Origin of the sequence: Clostridium cadaveris (genome assembly GCF_020911725.1) — a bacterium.
GTDB lineage: Bacteria > Bacillota > Clostridia > Clostridiales > Clostridiaceae > Clostridium_X > Clostridium_X cadaveris.
The window spans coordinates 2,795,089-2,810,798 of the sequence record NZ_CP076620.1; the positions used below are offsets into that span (position 1 = coordinate 2,795,089).

The window sequence follows — 15,710 nt, forward strand, 5'->3', positions numbered from 1 at the left end:
TGATATAAATGCTAATTAGAAATTGTAAATTAATTTTTAGTGACCACATTAAAGAAGGTTCTTTATTAATAGAGAATGGAAAAATAAAAGAAATTAATCCATCACTAAATGATTATTCTGGTGAAATTATAGAAGGAAACGGTCTTTATGCTGCTCCTGGATTTATCGATATACATATCCACGGTGCTGGTGGATATGATACTATGGATGGTACTTATGATGCCATAAATTCTATTGCAAAAACAATATGTACTCATGGTACAACTTCTTTTCTTCCAACAACTATGACATGCTCAAAGGAAGATATTTTAAAATCTTTAGAGGTTATAAAAAAAGCTAAACTAAATGGAACAGATGGAGCTAATGTTCTTGGTGCTCACCTAGAAGGGCCATTTATAAATCCTTCTATGATTGGAGCTCAAAATCCTAATTTCATAGCTTCTCCATCAATCGAAAACTTCAAGGCTATAGTTGGAAATAATATGGATGCGGTGACAAGCATAACTCTAGCTCCAGAAGTGGATGGCGCTCATGAACTTATAAGATTCTTAGCTGACAACAATATAAAAGTTTCTATGGGCCATACTAAAGCTACTTATGATGAAGCTATTGAAGGTATAAAATGTGGTGTATGTCATTCAACACACCTTTTCAATGCTATGACACCTCTTCATCACAGAGAGGCTGGAGTAGTAGGTGCGACCTTTGATACTGATATTACAACAGAAACGATATCTGATGGAGTCCATATAAGTTTCCCATCTTTAAGAATTGCTTACGCACAAAAGACAACTGATAAGGTTATGCTTATAACAGATGCTATGATGGCCTGCTGTATGCCTGATGGAAAGTACGCTCTAGGTGGTCAAGACGTATTTGTAAAGAGTGGAGCTGCAAGACTTGAAAATGGTTCTTTAGCAGGTTCTATACTTACACTAGACAAAGCTATAAAGAATGTTTATTCAAACACTCGTTATGAATTATATGAAGTTGTAAAGATGGCAACTTTAAACCCTGCAAAATTCTGTATGGTTGATGATAAAAAAGGTTTAATAAAAGAAGGTTATGATGCAGACATAGTTATATTTGATGAGGATATTGATATAAAGAAAGTTATAATAAACGGAAAAGTTATCAAGTAAAGTTAAAAGCAATATAAAAAATCAGCAGAAGTTTGGCGTTATGCTAAAACTTCCTGCTGATTTTCTTATATTATAAATATTTCTTTATTTCTTCAACTTTGTTTAATTGTTCCCATGGAAGATTTAAGTCTAGTCTTCCAAAATGGCCATATGCAGCAACTTGTTTGTAGATAGGTCTTCTTAGATCCAATTCTTTTATAATTGCAGCTGGTCTTAAATCAAATACCTTGTTTACTATGTTAGCTATCTTGTCATCGCTTATCTTTCCTGTTCCAAAAGTATCAACAAATACTGAAACTGGCTTAGCAACTCCTATAGCATAAGCAAGCTGAATTTCTATCTTATCAGCAACTCCTGCAGCAACTAAGTTCTTAGCAACCCATCTTGCAGCATAAGCAGCAGATCTATCAACCTTTGTAGGGTCTTTTCCTGAGAACGCTCCACCACCGTGTCTTCCGTATCCGCCATAAGTATCAACTATTATCTTTCTTCCTGTAAGTCCAGAGTCCCCTTGAGGTCCCCCTATAACGAATCTCCCAGTAGGATTGATAAAGTATTTAGTATTTTCGTCTAATAATTCACTTGGAACTACAGGCTTTATTACATTTTCCATTAAGTCTTTTTCAATCTGCTCTCTAGTTATTTCTGGTCCATGTTGAGTTGAAATTACTATAGTATCTATTCTAACTGGCTTATTATCCTCATATTCTACTGTAACCTGAGTCTTTCCGTCTGGTCTTAAGTATTCTAAAGTTCCGTTTTTTCTAACTTCTGATAGTCTTCTAGATAGCTTATGAGCCATTGATATCGGTAATGGCATATACTCCTCTGTCTCGTTTGTTGCAAATCCAAACATCATACCTTGGTCTCCAGCTCCAATGGCATCTACATTTTCCATTTGTCCTGATTTAGACTCTAGAGCTTCATCTACTCCCATAGCTATATCACCTGACTGCTCATCTATTGATGTTAAAACCGCACATGTATCAGAGTCAAATCCATATTTAGCTCTTACATAACCTATATCTTCTATTGTATTTCTGACAACCTTTGGAATATCTACATAACATTTTGTAGTTATTTCTCCCATAACCATAACCATTCCTGTTGTAACTGCTGTTTCACAAGCTACTCTTGCATTAGGGTCATTCTCCAAAATAGCATCAAGTATAGCATCTGATACTTGGTCACATATTTTATCTGGATGTCCTTCAGTAACTGATTCTGATGTGAATAATGCTCTCATTTTTTCTACTCTCCTTTTCTTTATTCAAAAATAAAAATCTCTTCGATAAGAAGAGATTCAATATACCTGACTCTCTCTTATCTTGCAGCATAGCTGCTGGAATTGGCACCTTTGTGCACGAAAGCACAGGTTGCCGGGTTTCATCGGGCCATTTCCCTCCACCTCTCTGGATAAGAGTTTTTATTAAATTTTAATTCTGATTTATTATAACACCATAATAAATCCAAGTCAACACACTTTATACTATATAGTTTTTACCATCTTTATGATTCTATGACCCAGTATGGATTTATCTACTATCGTATCATAATTTATCTTTTTATAGAACTTTTCTACAAATTCGTCTTTTGCTATAAGAGAACACACACTTTTATTTTGATTTTTAGCTTCTGTTTCAGCATGATACATAAGCCTTTTACCTATGCCAAGACCTCTTACATTATCAGAAGTTGCTATATTAGCTATATAAAATTCTCCTTTTTCACATTCTTCAATTCTAAAATATCTAAATTGATCTATAAAAAATTTTAGTTTTTTTAGAATTCCTTTTGTTTTCTTTAAAACAATTTTATCTGTATTAGAAGATAACTTTCGAAATCTTTCATATGGAATCAGTATAATCATACCTTCAACTTCTCCATTGTATTCTGCTACAGATATATACTCAAGGCTATACCTCGAACCCCTGCTTTTTATAAGACTACATAGATTGTCTAAGCAATCTTCCTTTGAATCTCCTCCCCACAACAAACTGGGGTCATCCTCCGTTGTATAAACTAATTCTGCTACTTTTCTTACGTCACTTTTTTTAGCCTTCCTTATCCTTAAGGCACACATTAAATTCCACTCTCCATTTTTACTATAAAGATTCAATCACCAAGATGTACTCAAGAGTAACTTTAAACTTTATATCAGATTTTCTTTTTTAATTATATAACTATCTTGTCTTTCATTCTTTCATTAACTTGCTAAATTTTAAGTACTAAATCACCTTATTTAAAATTAATATTTTTTTCAAAAATAAACCATTTGTCCTTAAAGTTTATTATCTAAATACCTGAAAACGTAAAACAAAAAATCTCATGAACATATTCTGCTCATGAGATTAACTTTAATTATTACATATTTATTTTAATAAAAACGAAAACTCCGATCTTATCGGAGTTCATTTAGCTCATCTTATAATGAGTTTCTTTTGGTGGAGGAGGACGGATTCGAACCATCGAAATCGAACGATAACAGATTTACAGTCTGCCCCCTTTGGCCACTCGGGAACTCCTCCATAATTATGGAGCTGGCAATAGGAGTCGAACCTACAACCTGCTGATTACAAGTCAGCTGCTCTGCCATTGAGCCATGCCAGCATATTATTTTTTAAAATGGTGGGCACAACAGGGCTCGAACCTGTGACCCTCTGCTTGTAAGGCAGATGCTCTCCCAGCTGAGCTATGCGCCCATTTTAAAATGGTGGAGGAGGACGGATTCGAACCATCGAAATCGAACGATAACAGATTTACAGTCTGCCCCCTTTGGCCACTCGGGAACTCCTCCACTTTTTGGAGCTGGCAATAGGAGTCGAACCTACAACCTGCTGATTACAAGTCAGCTGCTCTGCCATTGAGCCATGCCAGCATATTATTTTTTCAAAGTGGTGGGCACAACAGGGCTCGAACCTGTGACCCTCTGCTTGTAAGGCAGATGCTCTCCCAGCTGAGCTATGCGCCCACTTTGGTGGTGGAGGAGGACGGATTCGAACCATCGAAATCGAACGATAACAGATTTACAGTCTGCCCCCTTTGGCCACTCGGGAACTCCTCCACATTATTGAGAATAAACTAATTACTCAATTTATTCTTCAGCCTATATCTCAGAACTTCTTACTAAATCAGTTCTTACCGACGAAGATTAGTATACTAATTTATCGACTTTATTTCAAACATCATTTTAAGCTATTATACGAAATTATAGTTTTTTTTCTAATATATTCTCATAAATTCTCTATTATAATCCAATTATCATTTTCGACATAATGTATTAATAAAATATTTACTGATTCTCCACTACATCTATATTTATGTATTTTTCCAAAATTTCTTTCACCTTATTAATATCATCATCGTCTAATCTCTGTTTCAACAGTTTATATGCTTTCTTAACGCCCTCTTCTCGATCATTGTCGGAAAGATAATCCTTTACCCTTCCTTCATCCACTGTGGAAAGCTTACTTCCTATAAATAAAAGTTTTGCTTTGTCCATTGTACTTAAACTCTTTTCTATAGTTCCTGCATTAACTTTAAATACAGATTTTGCTTCTTCTTTTTTACTTGTGCTAGCAACATTTTTTTGTGGAGACTCCTGTACTTTAGATTCTTTTGTTGTTTCATTGTTTTTCGTCTCTTTTACTATTTTATCAGCCTCATTCTTCTTTTCACTTTGCTTTTTTCCCTCTGCTTCTGCAGTTTGATTTAAGGCTTCTTTTTTAGTTTCTTGAGGAGTTTCATTTTTCACCTCTACAATTTCTTCTACCTTGTCATTATTTATAAAATCAGATGAAAGTATATAAACAATAGTTACTGATGTTATAAGAGTACACATTATTAAAATGCAGTATAATAATTTCTTATTCATCATGACGCCTCCTTATAAACAAATACATTTATAATAATTAACTTAGTCTTTAAAATTTATTCAATAGGCTAATAATCTTTAAATATTATTCATATAAATTACTACAAGGGAGGTGCTGATGCTTGAACAAAATAAAAGTCAATTATAAAGATGAAATGGCATATTATGATATGGCATTTTTTTTAAAGAAATACGTCAATAAAGATACTATAATAATATGTATAGGTACTGATAGATGCATAGGTGATTGTCTTGGTCCACTAGTTGGGTCATTGCTCAATCATAAAGGCTTTCCATTAGATGTATATGGTACTATCCATCATCCTATACACGCTCTTAACTTAGAAAAAAATGTGAATGATATAAAAAGCAAGCATCCTAAAGGCAATATTCTTGCTATAGATGCTTGCTTAGGAGATATAAATTCCATAGGTCAACTTCATTGTAGAGATTACGCCATTCATCCTGGAAAAGGGGTTGGAAAAGTACTTCCTGATGTAGGAGATATATCTATAGTTGGAATTGTAGATAGCAGTGATAATTCGGAACTTTTTACTAGCAGAAATATAAGACTTTCCCTAATAATAGATATGGCTAGAGTTATAGTCCAATCTCTATTTCATGTATTATCTTTAGATATTGAAAATGATATATCTCTAGAGTCAATAGAAAGAAACTTCATTTAAATTCTCTATTCATTTTAAACTTCAATGTCATAAAAAATCCTCTCACCATAATCTTTTATACTGATGAAAGGATTTTTTATATTTTTAAACAATATTTATTATGAATTTCTAATCTATTAATGCAACTTCTCCATCATTTAACGTTACATCTATTTTGTCTATGTACTCTAAAACCTTACCCGTTCCTTCTGCAACACATTCTACAGATGACTCTGCTATAGTTACAGGAACATGAGTTATTTTAGATAATAGCTTGTCCAGTCCATTTAGCAAAGCTCCTCCACCAGTCATTAGTATTCCTTTTTCAGCTATATCAGCCGCTAATTCTGGTGGAGTCTTCTCTAGTACAGCATGGGCACATTCTGCAATATAATTAACAGATTCATCTAGTGCTTCAACCATTTCTTCTGATGAAATAGATATATTTTTAGGAAGCCCTGTAACAAGATCTCTTCCTTTTATATCCATAGTTTTTATTTCATCATCTACATCTAAACATGCAGATCCAACACCTATTTTAATGTTCTCCGCTGTTCTTTCACCAATCATAAGTTTATATTTCTTTCTTATATATTTCATTATAGCCTCATCAAACTTGTCCCCAGCCACTTTTAAAGAATCTCTTACAACTATTCCACCTAATGATATAACTGCGATATCAGTAGTACCGCCTCCTATATCTATTACCATGTTACCACTTGGAATAGTTATATCCATTCCGGCTCCAATCGCAGCTGCTAAAGGCTCTTCTATCAAAAATACTTTCTTTGCTCCAGCATGCACTGCAGCATCTTTTACAGCACGTTTTTCTACTTCTGTGGCTTTGCTTGGTATACATACCATTACCTTTGGAGCAGATATTCTCTTCTTGCCACAAGCTTTCTTTATAAAATATTTCAGCATTTTTTCTGTTGTATCATAATCAGATATAACCCCATCTCTTAAAGGCCTTACTGCCACTATATTCCCTGGAGTTCTTCCTATCATTTTTCTTGCGTCTTCACCAACAGCCAACACTTTATTACTATTTTTATCTAAAGCTACTACTGAAGGTTCATTTAAAACTACCCCTTTTCCTTTTATAAACACAAGTACTGTAGCAGTACCTAGGTCTATACCCATATCAGCTCCCATACTCCAAAACCACATCTTATTTCACTCCTAAATACAAATTATCTAAAAATTACATCATCTTTTTAATTTTATCATTATAATTATACATTTAATGACTTTATCCTTCAATAGCTTTGTATTTTAATTTTGTGGCTTTTCCGCCTCTTATATGACGCTCTGCTTTATTAAGTTCTAATATCTCTTTAGCTTCTTTGGCTATAACAGGATTTATTTTTGGAAGCCTTTCTGTCATATCCTTGTGTATTGTACTTTTGCTTACCCCAAAAGCTTTTGCAGTTTTTCTTATGGTTGCCTTTGAATCTATTATATATTGAGCAACCTCTAAAACTCTTTCTTCAATGTAGTCTTTCAAAATACTACCTCCCTAATTGCTCTCTTTATTTTTAATGAAATTTATTCTCCAGAATAAATTTATTTATTCTGGAGAATGTCTTTTATTTACTTGCTGTTTCTTTATATGAAACATATTTAGCAGGGTCTACATCTTTTCCATCTTTTAGAACTTGGAAATGAAGATGTGATCCATATTTCTCATTGGAGTAATTTCCAGAAGTCTTTCCTACTGTGCCAATAGCATCTCCTTGCTTAACCTTGGCATTTACTTTGACAGAAACCTTTGTATCTAAGTTTCCATATCTAGTTACTAATCCATTAGGATGCTTTATTTCAACATACTGACCATATTCAGTGTTGTCATTAGCAACTTTAGTAACTACACCTTCTTGAACAGCCTTAACTGTTTTTCCTAGATCTGCTTTGATATCTATTCCAAAGTGAGTTCTCCATGTGCCTAAAGTTTCACAATATTGAGTTTCGTTAGAAAAAGTCTTTACAAGAGTTCCATCAACAGGATTAATAAATTTTCCTGTATTAGTATTTGCTACAGCAGCAGACTTGTTTTCTTTTTCGCTATCAGCAACAGCTGAATTCTTTGTAGATTTATCATTTTTCGCTTCTGTGGCATTGTTAATAGTTTCTTTTGTGTCATCTATATCTAATGACGCTACATTTTTATCTTCTGAATTTATACTACTAACATCTGTAGCTACTGGCTTCTTAGCTATTCTTGCATTTCTAATGCCAAAAGCTGTGGCCACAGCGATAATGCATAAACATACAAATAATACTACGTAGAAACCCTCCTTCTTAAAAAATTTAGATGATTTGTCCTGTGAATTTTTGTCCATATGAACACCTCCATTCATCATTTTTGCCCACTTATAGAATTTAATTCACATAAAAGCCAAGTTTTATAAGATTTTTTTCTACATTTTTCTTTAAATATTTTTCTCCTACTCCTTTTGTTTTTAAATTACTTATCGAAAAATAAAAAAAAGGTACAACTTTCGTCATACCTTAATTATTCAAGCATCTATTCAATTTTTACTATATCTACCCCACTATAGTAATGAGTCAATATATCTTTGTAATTTTTTCCTTCCTTAGCCATTACATTTGCTCCCCACTGACTCATCCCAACACCATGGCCGTATCCCCTACATTCTATATATACTTTTTTACTGTCAAACTTTATATTAAAATTAGCCGAGTTCAATCCCAAAGCTTTTCTAAAGTTTTTACCACTTGTTTCCTCTGATCCAACTGACATACTTTTGACGCTTCCCCCTTCAGTCCTGCTTATTATTTTTACAGATGAAATTCCCTTTGAGGTAAGTTTTGCTTTCGGATAAGCACTGTTTACCTTATTTATAAAATCATTTATGCTCATCTCTACAGTAGTTTTGTATTTGCCTGCAATCTCTTCTCCTTCACTGGAAACAGATTTTAGATATGGTTCTTCACTTCCAAAAACATCTTCTATATTTTCTGTTCTCCCTCCACTTATAGCAAAGTACTGAGCCCTAAGTACTAAACCATCGTTGTAAAACAAAGTTTCACCTTGAGTTTCATCTACAGCTTTACTTATTTTATCCCAATATTCACTTCCATGAGCCTTCCCCCAGCTTTCTATACGCTTATCTTTGTCTGTATATACCTGACAGTGAGTAGTATCGCATAAATCAGCTCCTTTAGCGTTACTGCACTTATGAAGCAGCTTAGATAATGTATAAGTTCTTGCAGCTACTGCTTGTGATTTTAAAGCCTCTTCTTCAAAGTTAGCAGGCATTTCAGATGCTACAACTCCCTTTATGTACTCTTCGATAGGCAATTCTACAACTTTATTTTCTTTAGTTTTATATACCTTTATCATAGACTTATATAATTTTTTTACTTCATCAGTATTAACTATATGAGAATCATTTTCAATCGAAATTGTAGCTTTTTCGGATTCATCAGTTTGATTTACTTTTCCATCTTTATCTTTTAAAAGAAGTAATGGTAATCCAATAATAAAAGATAATAGCAATATAGATACTATAAGTATATCTCTAAGTTTTAAAACAAGTATTCTATTTTTCATCTGCTTCCCCCTCTTAGATATTGAGTATATATAATTTTATTAATCTTTAGGAGAATTTATGATAAAAAATAAGTTTGTTTAATCTTAAATTATTTATAAGATTAAACAAACTCTTTATACAAATCATTTATTAATTCTTTCTATATTTGCTCCTAAACCCTTAAGTTTTTCCTCTATTCTTACATATCCTCTATCTATATGATATATATCTCCTATTTCAGTTACACCTTCTGCTGCAAGACCAGCTAATACGAGAGCAGCTCCCGCTCTAAGGTCTGTTGCATTTACCTCTGACCCTGTTATTTTAGGAACTCCTTCTATTATTGCAGATCTACCATCTATTTTTATATTAGCTCCCATTCTCTTAAGTTCTGCAGCATGCATAAATCTATTTTCAAATACAGTCTCTGTAACTATACTTGTACCTGGTGTTAAACATAGTAAAGCTATCATTTGAGCCTGCATATCTGTTGGAAATCCTGGATATGGCATAGTTTTTATATCTATAGCCTTTAATTCATTATAGCCCTTTATAGTGATAGATTTTTCATTTATATCCATATTTACTCCACACTCTGTAAGTTTAGCTATTACAGGGCGTAGATATTCTTCTTCCGCTCCATTTATAGTTATGCAGCTGTTAGTAATAGCTCCTGCTATCATAAAAGTTCCTGCTTCTATTCTATCAAAAATAGGTCTATATTTTGTTCCTTTTAATTTTTTTACTCCTCTAATTCTAATGGTATCTGTGCCAGCACCTTCAATATCTGCACCCATTGATATAAGGTAATTTGCCAAATCTTTTATTTCTGGCTCTTCTGCTGAGTTTTCAAGTATTGTCTCTCCCTCTGCTAGTACAGCTGCCATCATTATATTTTCTGTCGCTCCTACTGATGGAAAGTCTAAATATATTTCACTTCCAACAAGCTTATCCGCTTTAGCTTCTACAAAACCATGGTCCATATATATATCAGCACCTAAGGCTTTAAATCCTTTAAGATGAAGATCTATAGGCCTTGAACCTATGTTGCAACCTCCTGGAAGAGAAACTCTAAAATGTCCAAAACGTGAAAGCATTGGCCCCATTATTAAAAATGATGCTCTCATCTTTCTTATAAGCTCGCTATTTGCATCAGTATTGAAAATATTTTTTGAATCTATACTTATTTCTTCGAGCTCTTTATTTATAACTACATCTGCATTTAAACTTTTAAGGACATCGCATAAAACACTTACATCTTCCAGCATAGGTGCACCTTCAATAATACACGTATCACTTGGAAGTATGCTTGCCGCTATAATTGGAAGTACAGCATTTTTAGCAGCACTTAAATTAATTTCTCCACTTAGTTTACATCCACCTTTTATTATAATCTTTTCCATAGTATCCTCCAAAAAAATTGTTAATAAGCACATGTAATTATTGGAGTACCAACAATTATATATGTTCCTGAAGTATATTTCACTATCGCAAAATTAATATTAAAAAAAGTATTGTTTAACTCCTTAGAGTTTCCTATCTTAGCCGAAGCTATCCCTGTTACTCCAGAATCAATTGAACTAAACTCTATGTTCTTTCCTCCTGTGTTTATTAAATATTTTTCTAAATTATTTTTATAGAGCTCTAAATCCTCATCTTTAAGTTGTGCTTTCACATAACTAAAAACTTTTATATTTCTATCTTCTCTCGTAACTTGTTTTAATATGTCTTTATTTAAATTATTAAGTGAAAAACTATTATCCTTAGATGTTGTATTTATGATAACTCTACCTTCTAATTCCAACGCTTCTTCATCAATTGAAATTCTTACTTTATTTTCATCATACTTTGCTAAAACATCATCTAATTCATTTTTATTAAAATCTCCTGCATTTCTAATTTCTATCCTTGATCCATTTTCTATTACAGTTCCGTCAACACTTTTAATTGCACTGTTTATAAAATCTTCTTCGGTTTTTGGCATAGAAAAAAGAGTAAAAATTAAGAACGTAATCAGCATAAATTTATTTCTCATCTTGTCCCCTCCCATCCTAATTATTAACATATTTTTGAATAATATACACAAAGATGGGTAATTACTTTAACTCTAAAATGTCTTAAAGTACACTGCTACCTTCTTTTATAAAATCATCTGAATCAATATACTATTAATATATTTCATTCAATGCAATTTGTTACAAAAAAATAAGAAGTTAGATTTTAACTTCTAACTTCTTAAATCAAGCCTTGTTACAGCTCTTAAAAGAGCAGCTTCAGCTCGTTTTATATCTATTCCAGATTCATTTTTCCTATTTAGTCTTTCTTCTGCTCTCTTCTTTGCTGATTCCGCTCTCTCAAAATCTATATTTTCAGACCATTCTCCGCTTTCACATAGTAGAGTAACTTTATTTTTCTCGATCCTTACCATTCCCAATGATGTAAATAATCTTTTTATATCTCCATCTTCTGTTTGAAACTCTGTTATATTAGTTTCTATCTCACTTATCATTGGTATGTGATTGTGAAGGACTTGAAAGCTTCCTTTTTCATTTTTTAAATTAAGTTTTACAACTGTTCCTCTATATAGTGTCTTTAAGGGCGTCAATATAGTTAACTTAAATGTTCCTTGCACCTCTAATCACATCCTTACTGTTCCATAAGAGTCTTAGCTTTTTCTACTACTTCATCTATGGTTCCTGCAAATAAAAATGCTGATTCAGGAATATCATCATATTTTCCTTCTAATATTCCTTTAAAACCTCTTATAGTTTCTTTTATAGGTACAAATTTACCTTTCATTCCTGTGAATTGTTCTGCTACTGTAAATGGCTGTGATAAAAATCTTTGTATCTTTCTAGCTCTTGATACTATAATTTTGTCTTCATCAGCAAGTTCATCTACTCCTAATATAGCTATTATATCTTGAAGTTCTTTATATCTTTCAAGTATATGCTTAACCTTTGTAGCTACTTCATAATGCTCTTCTCCAACTACTCTTGGGTCAAGCATTCTTGAAGATGACTCTAGAGGATCAACAGCTGGGTATATTCCAAGCTCAACTATTGATCTAGATAAAACTGTTGTTGCATCTAAGTGAGCAAAAGTTGTCGCTGGGGCCGGGTCTGTTAAGTCATCCGCTGGAACATAAACAGCCTGAACAGATGTTATTGATCCATTTGTTGTTGATGTTATTCTTTCTTGAAGAGCTCCCATTTCTGTAGCAAGTGTTGGCTGATATCCAACAGCACTTGGTATTCTTCCAAGAAGAGCTGATACTTCTGAACCTGCTTGTATAAATCTAAATATATTATCTATAAATAAAAGTACATCTTGACCCTTGTCTCTGAAATATTCAGACATAGTAAGCCCTGTAAGAGCAACTCTCATTCTCGCTCCTGGCGGCTCATTCATTTGTCCAAATACTAAAGCTGTTTTATCTAAAACACCTGACTCTTTCATTTCATTATAAAGGTCATTTCCTTCTCTAGTTCTTTCTCCTACTCCTGTAAAAACAGATAATCCACCATGTTCCTTAGCTATATTGTTTATAAGTTCTTGAATAAGTACAGTTTTTCCTACACCTGCACCACCAAATAAACCTATCTTTCCACCTTTTTGGTATGGAGCTATAAGATCTATTACTTTTATTCCAGTTTCAAACATTTCTGGAGATACTGCCTGTTCTTCAAAAGATGGAGCTTTTCTATGAATAGCTGCTTTTTCAGGAGTTTTAAACTCTTCTTTTCCATCTATAGGATTTCCTAAAACATTAAATAATCTTCCAAGCACTTCGTCTCCAACAGGTACTGATATTGGCTTTCCAGTATCTACTGCTGACATCCCTCTTTTTAATCCTTCTGTAGCTTCCATTGCTATAGCTCTTATTATATCGTCACCAACGTGCTGTTCAACTTCTGCTATTATTTTTCTTCCATCTTCTAAATCTATTTCTATTGCATTTAGTATATTTGGAAGACATTCTGATTGGAATTTTATATCTATAACTGGTCCTATTATTTGTATTACCTTACCTACATTAGCTGGCATTATTTTCCCCTCCTATTTTTGGGCTTCTGTTCCTCCCACTATTTCAGTAATTTCTTGAGTTATGAAGGTCTGCCTAATCCTATTATATTTTAAGTTTAATTTTTCTAATATATCATCAGCATTTTTGCTAGCGCCATCCATTGCAGTCATTCTAGAACTGTGTTCGCTAAGCTTTGCCGTCATAAGACTGTTTAATATTTTGCTTCTTATATACATATTAACCACATCTTCTACCATATTTCTTGGTTGTGGCTCATATATGAATCTGTCTTCTGCACCTTTAATTTCAGGCTTTTCTAGAGGTAGAAGTTTTTCTACCACAGGATTCTGTTTTACAGAGGACATAAATTTTGTATATACAAGATAAACTTCACCAACTTCTTCATTTTCAAAAAGCCTTATTACATCATCTGCTATCACTCTTGCTTCTTTCATATTAGGTACATCTGAAAGTTCCACATATTCAGCTGTAGTTTCGTACTTAAAACGTCTTAAATACTCTCTTCCTTTTTGTCCCAATATCATGATAAGATTATTTTCTCTATCTTTTTTTATAGTTTCTAGTGCAGTATTTACAATATTTCCATTGTATCCTCCGCAAAATCCAGAATCAGATGTAAATACCAGATATAATTTCTTATTAGATGAATTTGCTGTTATAAATTTACATGAATGTCCATCAACTAAAGAAAGTATATCTTTTTCTATATCCTCTAATTGAGTGTTATATCTATCATTAAATTCCATGATGACCTTGACTTTTCTTAACTTAGAAGTGGCTATAAGTCCCATGGCCTTAGTTATTTTCTTTGTGTTGGTTACAGACTTAATTCTTCTCTTTATGGCTATGAGTCCTGCTCCTGCCATACGCCCACCTCCTTAAACTCATATTTCGCATATTCTTATGGGCTTTACTAAGCTAAAAATATTTTTTTGAATTCATCAATAGCTGAGTTTAATTTTTCTTTTAGTTCATCATCTAACTTCTTCTTTTCTAAAATACCTTTTCCAATATCTCTATGATGAGTATTCATAAATTCTAAAAATTCTTTTTCAAACTCACTCATCTTCAATACTGGTATATCCATAAGATGATTGTTTACTCCTGCATAAAGAATCATTATTTGATTTTCAACAGACATAGGGTTATACTGACCTTGATTTAATATTGCAGTAAGTCTCTTACCTTTTTCAAGTCTGTTCTTTGATTCTTTATCTAAATCAGATCCAAATTGAGCAAATGCTGCAAGTTCTCTATATTGAGCAAGTTCTAATCTAAGAGTCCCTGATACTTGTTTCATAGCTTTTATTTGAGCATTTCCACCAACTCTTGATACAGATATACCTGCATTTATAGCTGGTCTTTGACCTGCATAGAACAATTCTGACTCTAAGAAAATCTGTCCATCAGTAATAGAAATAACATTTGTAGGAATGTACGCCGTTATATCTCCTGCTAAAGTTTCTATTATTGGTAGTGCAGTTAATGATCCACCACCTAATTCATCTGAAAGCTTAGCTGCTCTTTCTAAAAGTCTTGAATGAATATAGAATACATCTCCTGGATAAGCTTCTCTACCTGGAGATCTTCTTAAAAGTAATGACATTGCTCTGTACGCTACAGCATGTTTAGATAAATCATCATAAACTATCAATACATCTTTTCCTTTGTTCATGAAATATTCTCCCATGCTACATCCAGCATAAGGAGCGATGAATTGAAGAGGTGCTGTATCTGATGCTGTTGAAGATACCACTATAGTATAATCCATAGACCCCATCTCTTTTAGAGTATTTACTATATGAGCTACTGTAGATTGCTTTTGTCCTATAGCTACATAAATACATATAACATCTTTTCCTTTTTGATTTATTATTGCATCTAAAGCTATAGCTGTTTTTCCAGTCTGTCTGTCCCCTATTATAAGTTCTCTCTGTCCTTTTCCAATAGGAACCATAGAGTCTATTGCTTTTATACCTGTTTGAAGAGGTTCTCTTACTGACTGTCTATCAATTACACCTGGTGCTTGAACTTCTATAGGTCTCATTTCATCAGCCTTTATAGGTCCTTTCCCATCTAAAGGTTCTCCTAATGAATCTACTACTCTTCCGATAAGCTCATCACCAACTGGAACATCAACTATCTTTCCAGTTCTCTTTACTATATCTCCTTCTTTTATGCCTTCCTCAGATCCAAGAAGAACGCATCCAACATTATCTTGCTCTAAGTTTAAAGCCATTCCATAGACTCCTCTAGGAAACTCTAAAAGTTCTCCTTCCATGCATTCATCTAAACCATATACTCTAGCTATACCATCTCCAATTTGTATGATAGTTCCTGAGTCAATTGTCTGTATTTTCTTTTCATATCTCTCTATTTCACCTTTAATTATAGAAGTAATTTCTTCTGGTTTGATATTCATGC

Annotated in this window: 15 protein-coding genes, 7 tRNA genes and 1 riboswitch; of the genes, 2 read left to right on the forward strand and 20 right to left on the reverse strand. The window is 33.1% G+C overall.

Annotation, left to right across the window (positions count from 1 at the left end):
• Positions 1–8: 8 nt before the first annotated feature.
• Positions 9–1,142, forward strand: a complete 1,134-nt coding sequence (gene nagA / locus KQH81_RS13295; RefSeq protein ID WP_027638720.1) for an N-acetylglucosamine-6-phosphate deacetylase — start codon at positions 9–11, stop codon at positions 1,140–1,142.
• 70 nt (positions 1,143–1,212) lie between these two features.
• On the opposite strand, the gene metK is transcribed toward nagA, so the two are convergent.
• From metK to KQH81_RS13345, 10 genes are all read right to left on the reverse strand, one after another.
• A complete protein-coding gene (metK, locus tag KQH81_RS13300; RefSeq protein WP_230028395.1) occupies positions 1,213–2,388 on the reverse strand; it encodes a methionine adenosyltransferase in 1,176 nt (391 codons plus the stop codon).
• 74 nt (positions 2,389–2,462) lie between these two features.
• A riboswitch (SAM riboswitch) is annotated at positions 2,463–2,565 on the reverse strand.
• Between the two features lie 66 nt (positions 2,566–2,631).
• Positions 2,632–3,225: a GNAT family N-acetyltransferase gene (locus tag KQH81_RS13305; protein WP_230028397.1), complete on the reverse strand. Its 594-nt coding sequence runs from the start codon at positions 3,223–3,225 to the stop codon at positions 2,632–2,634.
• 359 nt (positions 3,226–3,584) lie between these two features.
• Positions 3,585–3,670 (reverse strand) — tRNA-Tyr (locus KQH81_RS13310).
• Between the two features lie 7 nt (positions 3,671–3,677).
• Positions 3,678–3,752: transfer RNA gene (locus KQH81_RS13315), tRNA-Thr, on the reverse strand.
• 16 nt (positions 3,753–3,768) lie between these two features.
• Positions 3,769–3,844: transfer RNA gene (locus KQH81_RS13320), tRNA-Val, on the reverse strand.
• Positions 3,845–3,853: 9 nt separating this feature from the next.
• Positions 3,854–3,939, reverse strand: a tRNA-Tyr gene (locus tag KQH81_RS13325).
• 6 nt (positions 3,940–3,945) lie between these two features.
• A tRNA-Thr gene (locus KQH81_RS13330) sits at positions 3,946–4,020 on the reverse strand.
• Positions 4,021–4,037: 17 nt separating this feature from the next.
• Positions 4,038–4,113, reverse strand: a tRNA-Val gene (locus tag KQH81_RS13335).
• A 7-nt stretch (positions 4,114–4,120) separates the two neighbouring features.
• A tRNA-Tyr gene (locus KQH81_RS13340) sits at positions 4,121–4,206 on the reverse strand.
• Positions 4,207–4,434: 228 nt separating this feature from the next.
• Positions 4,435–5,016 (reverse strand): hypothetical protein, encoded by a 582-nt coding sequence (locus KQH81_RS13345; RefSeq protein ID WP_051196240.1) that lies wholly within the window; start codon positions 5,014–5,016, stop codon positions 4,435–4,437.
• A 122-nt stretch (positions 5,017–5,138) separates the two neighbouring features.
• Here KQH81_RS13345 and yyaC point away from each other — a divergent pair, with 122 nt between their 5' ends.
• The gene (yyaC, locus tag KQH81_RS13350) at positions 5,139–5,702 is read left to right on the forward strand and encodes a spore protease YyaC (RefSeq protein WP_051196239.1); all 564 of its coding nucleotides are present in this window, start codon (positions 5,139–5,141) and stop codon (positions 5,700–5,702) included.
• Positions 5,703–5,810: 108 nt separating this feature from the next.
• Here yyaC and mreB read toward each other — a convergent pair whose 3' ends face one another.
• The 10 genes from mreB to atpA all read right to left on the reverse strand — a co-directional run bounded on the left by mreB (position 5,811) and on the right by atpA (position 15,708).
• Entirely contained in the window at positions 5,811–6,851 is a 1,041-nt protein-coding gene (gene mreB / locus KQH81_RS13355) for a rod shape-determining protein (protein ID WP_027638717.1), read from the reverse strand.
• Positions 6,852–6,933: 82 nt separating this feature from the next.
• Positions 6,934–7,188 carry a sporulation transcriptional regulator SpoIIID gene (gene spoIIID / locus KQH81_RS13360; protein ID WP_027638716.1) on the reverse strand — a complete coding sequence of 85 codons (255 nt, stop codon included), beginning with the start codon at positions 7,186–7,188 and terminating at the stop codon, positions 6,934–6,936.
• Positions 7,189–7,270: 82 nt separating this feature from the next.
• Positions 7,271–8,023 (reverse strand): M23 family metallopeptidase, encoded by a 753-nt coding sequence (locus tag KQH81_RS13365; RefSeq protein ID WP_230028399.1) that lies wholly within the window; start codon positions 8,021–8,023, stop codon positions 7,271–7,273.
• 185 nt (positions 8,024–8,208) lie between these two features.
• Positions 8,209–9,258 (reverse strand): stage II sporulation protein D, encoded by a 1,050-nt coding sequence (spoIID, locus tag KQH81_RS13370; protein WP_027638714.1) that lies wholly within the window; start codon positions 9,256–9,258, stop codon positions 8,209–8,211.
• Between the two features lie 123 nt (positions 9,259–9,381).
• Entirely contained in the window at positions 9,382–10,641 is a 1,260-nt protein-coding gene (gene murA / locus KQH81_RS13375) for a UDP-N-acetylglucosamine 1-carboxyvinyltransferase (protein WP_027638713.1), read from the reverse strand.
• Between the two features lie 20 nt (positions 10,642–10,661).
• On the reverse strand, positions 10,662–11,273 hold the full coding sequence (locus KQH81_RS13380; protein ID WP_027638712.1) for a YwmB family TATA-box binding protein: 612 nt from the start codon (positions 11,271–11,273) through the stop codon (positions 10,662–10,664).
• Between the two features lie 192 nt (positions 11,274–11,465).
• Positions 11,466–11,870, reverse strand: a complete 405-nt coding sequence (atpC, locus tag KQH81_RS13385) for an ATP synthase F1 subunit epsilon (RefSeq protein ID WP_027638711.1) — start codon at positions 11,868–11,870, stop codon at positions 11,466–11,468.
• A 14-nt stretch (positions 11,871–11,884) separates the two neighbouring features.
• Complete coding sequence (gene atpD / locus KQH81_RS13390) at positions 11,885–13,285, reverse strand: F0F1 ATP synthase subunit beta (protein ID WP_027638710.1); 1,401 nt, start codon at positions 13,283–13,285, stop codon at positions 11,885–11,887.
• 12 nt (positions 13,286–13,297) lie between these two features.
• On the reverse strand, positions 13,298–14,152 hold the full coding sequence (atpG, locus tag KQH81_RS13395; protein WP_027638709.1) for an ATP synthase F1 subunit gamma: 855 nt from the start codon (positions 14,150–14,152) through the stop codon (positions 13,298–13,300).
• 47 nt (positions 14,153–14,199) lie between these two features.
• Positions 14,200–15,708, reverse strand: a complete 1,509-nt coding sequence (gene atpA, locus KQH81_RS13400; protein ID WP_027638708.1) for a F0F1 ATP synthase subunit alpha — start codon at positions 15,706–15,708, stop codon at positions 14,200–14,202.
• Between the last annotated feature and the right edge of the window lie 2 nt (positions 15,709–15,710).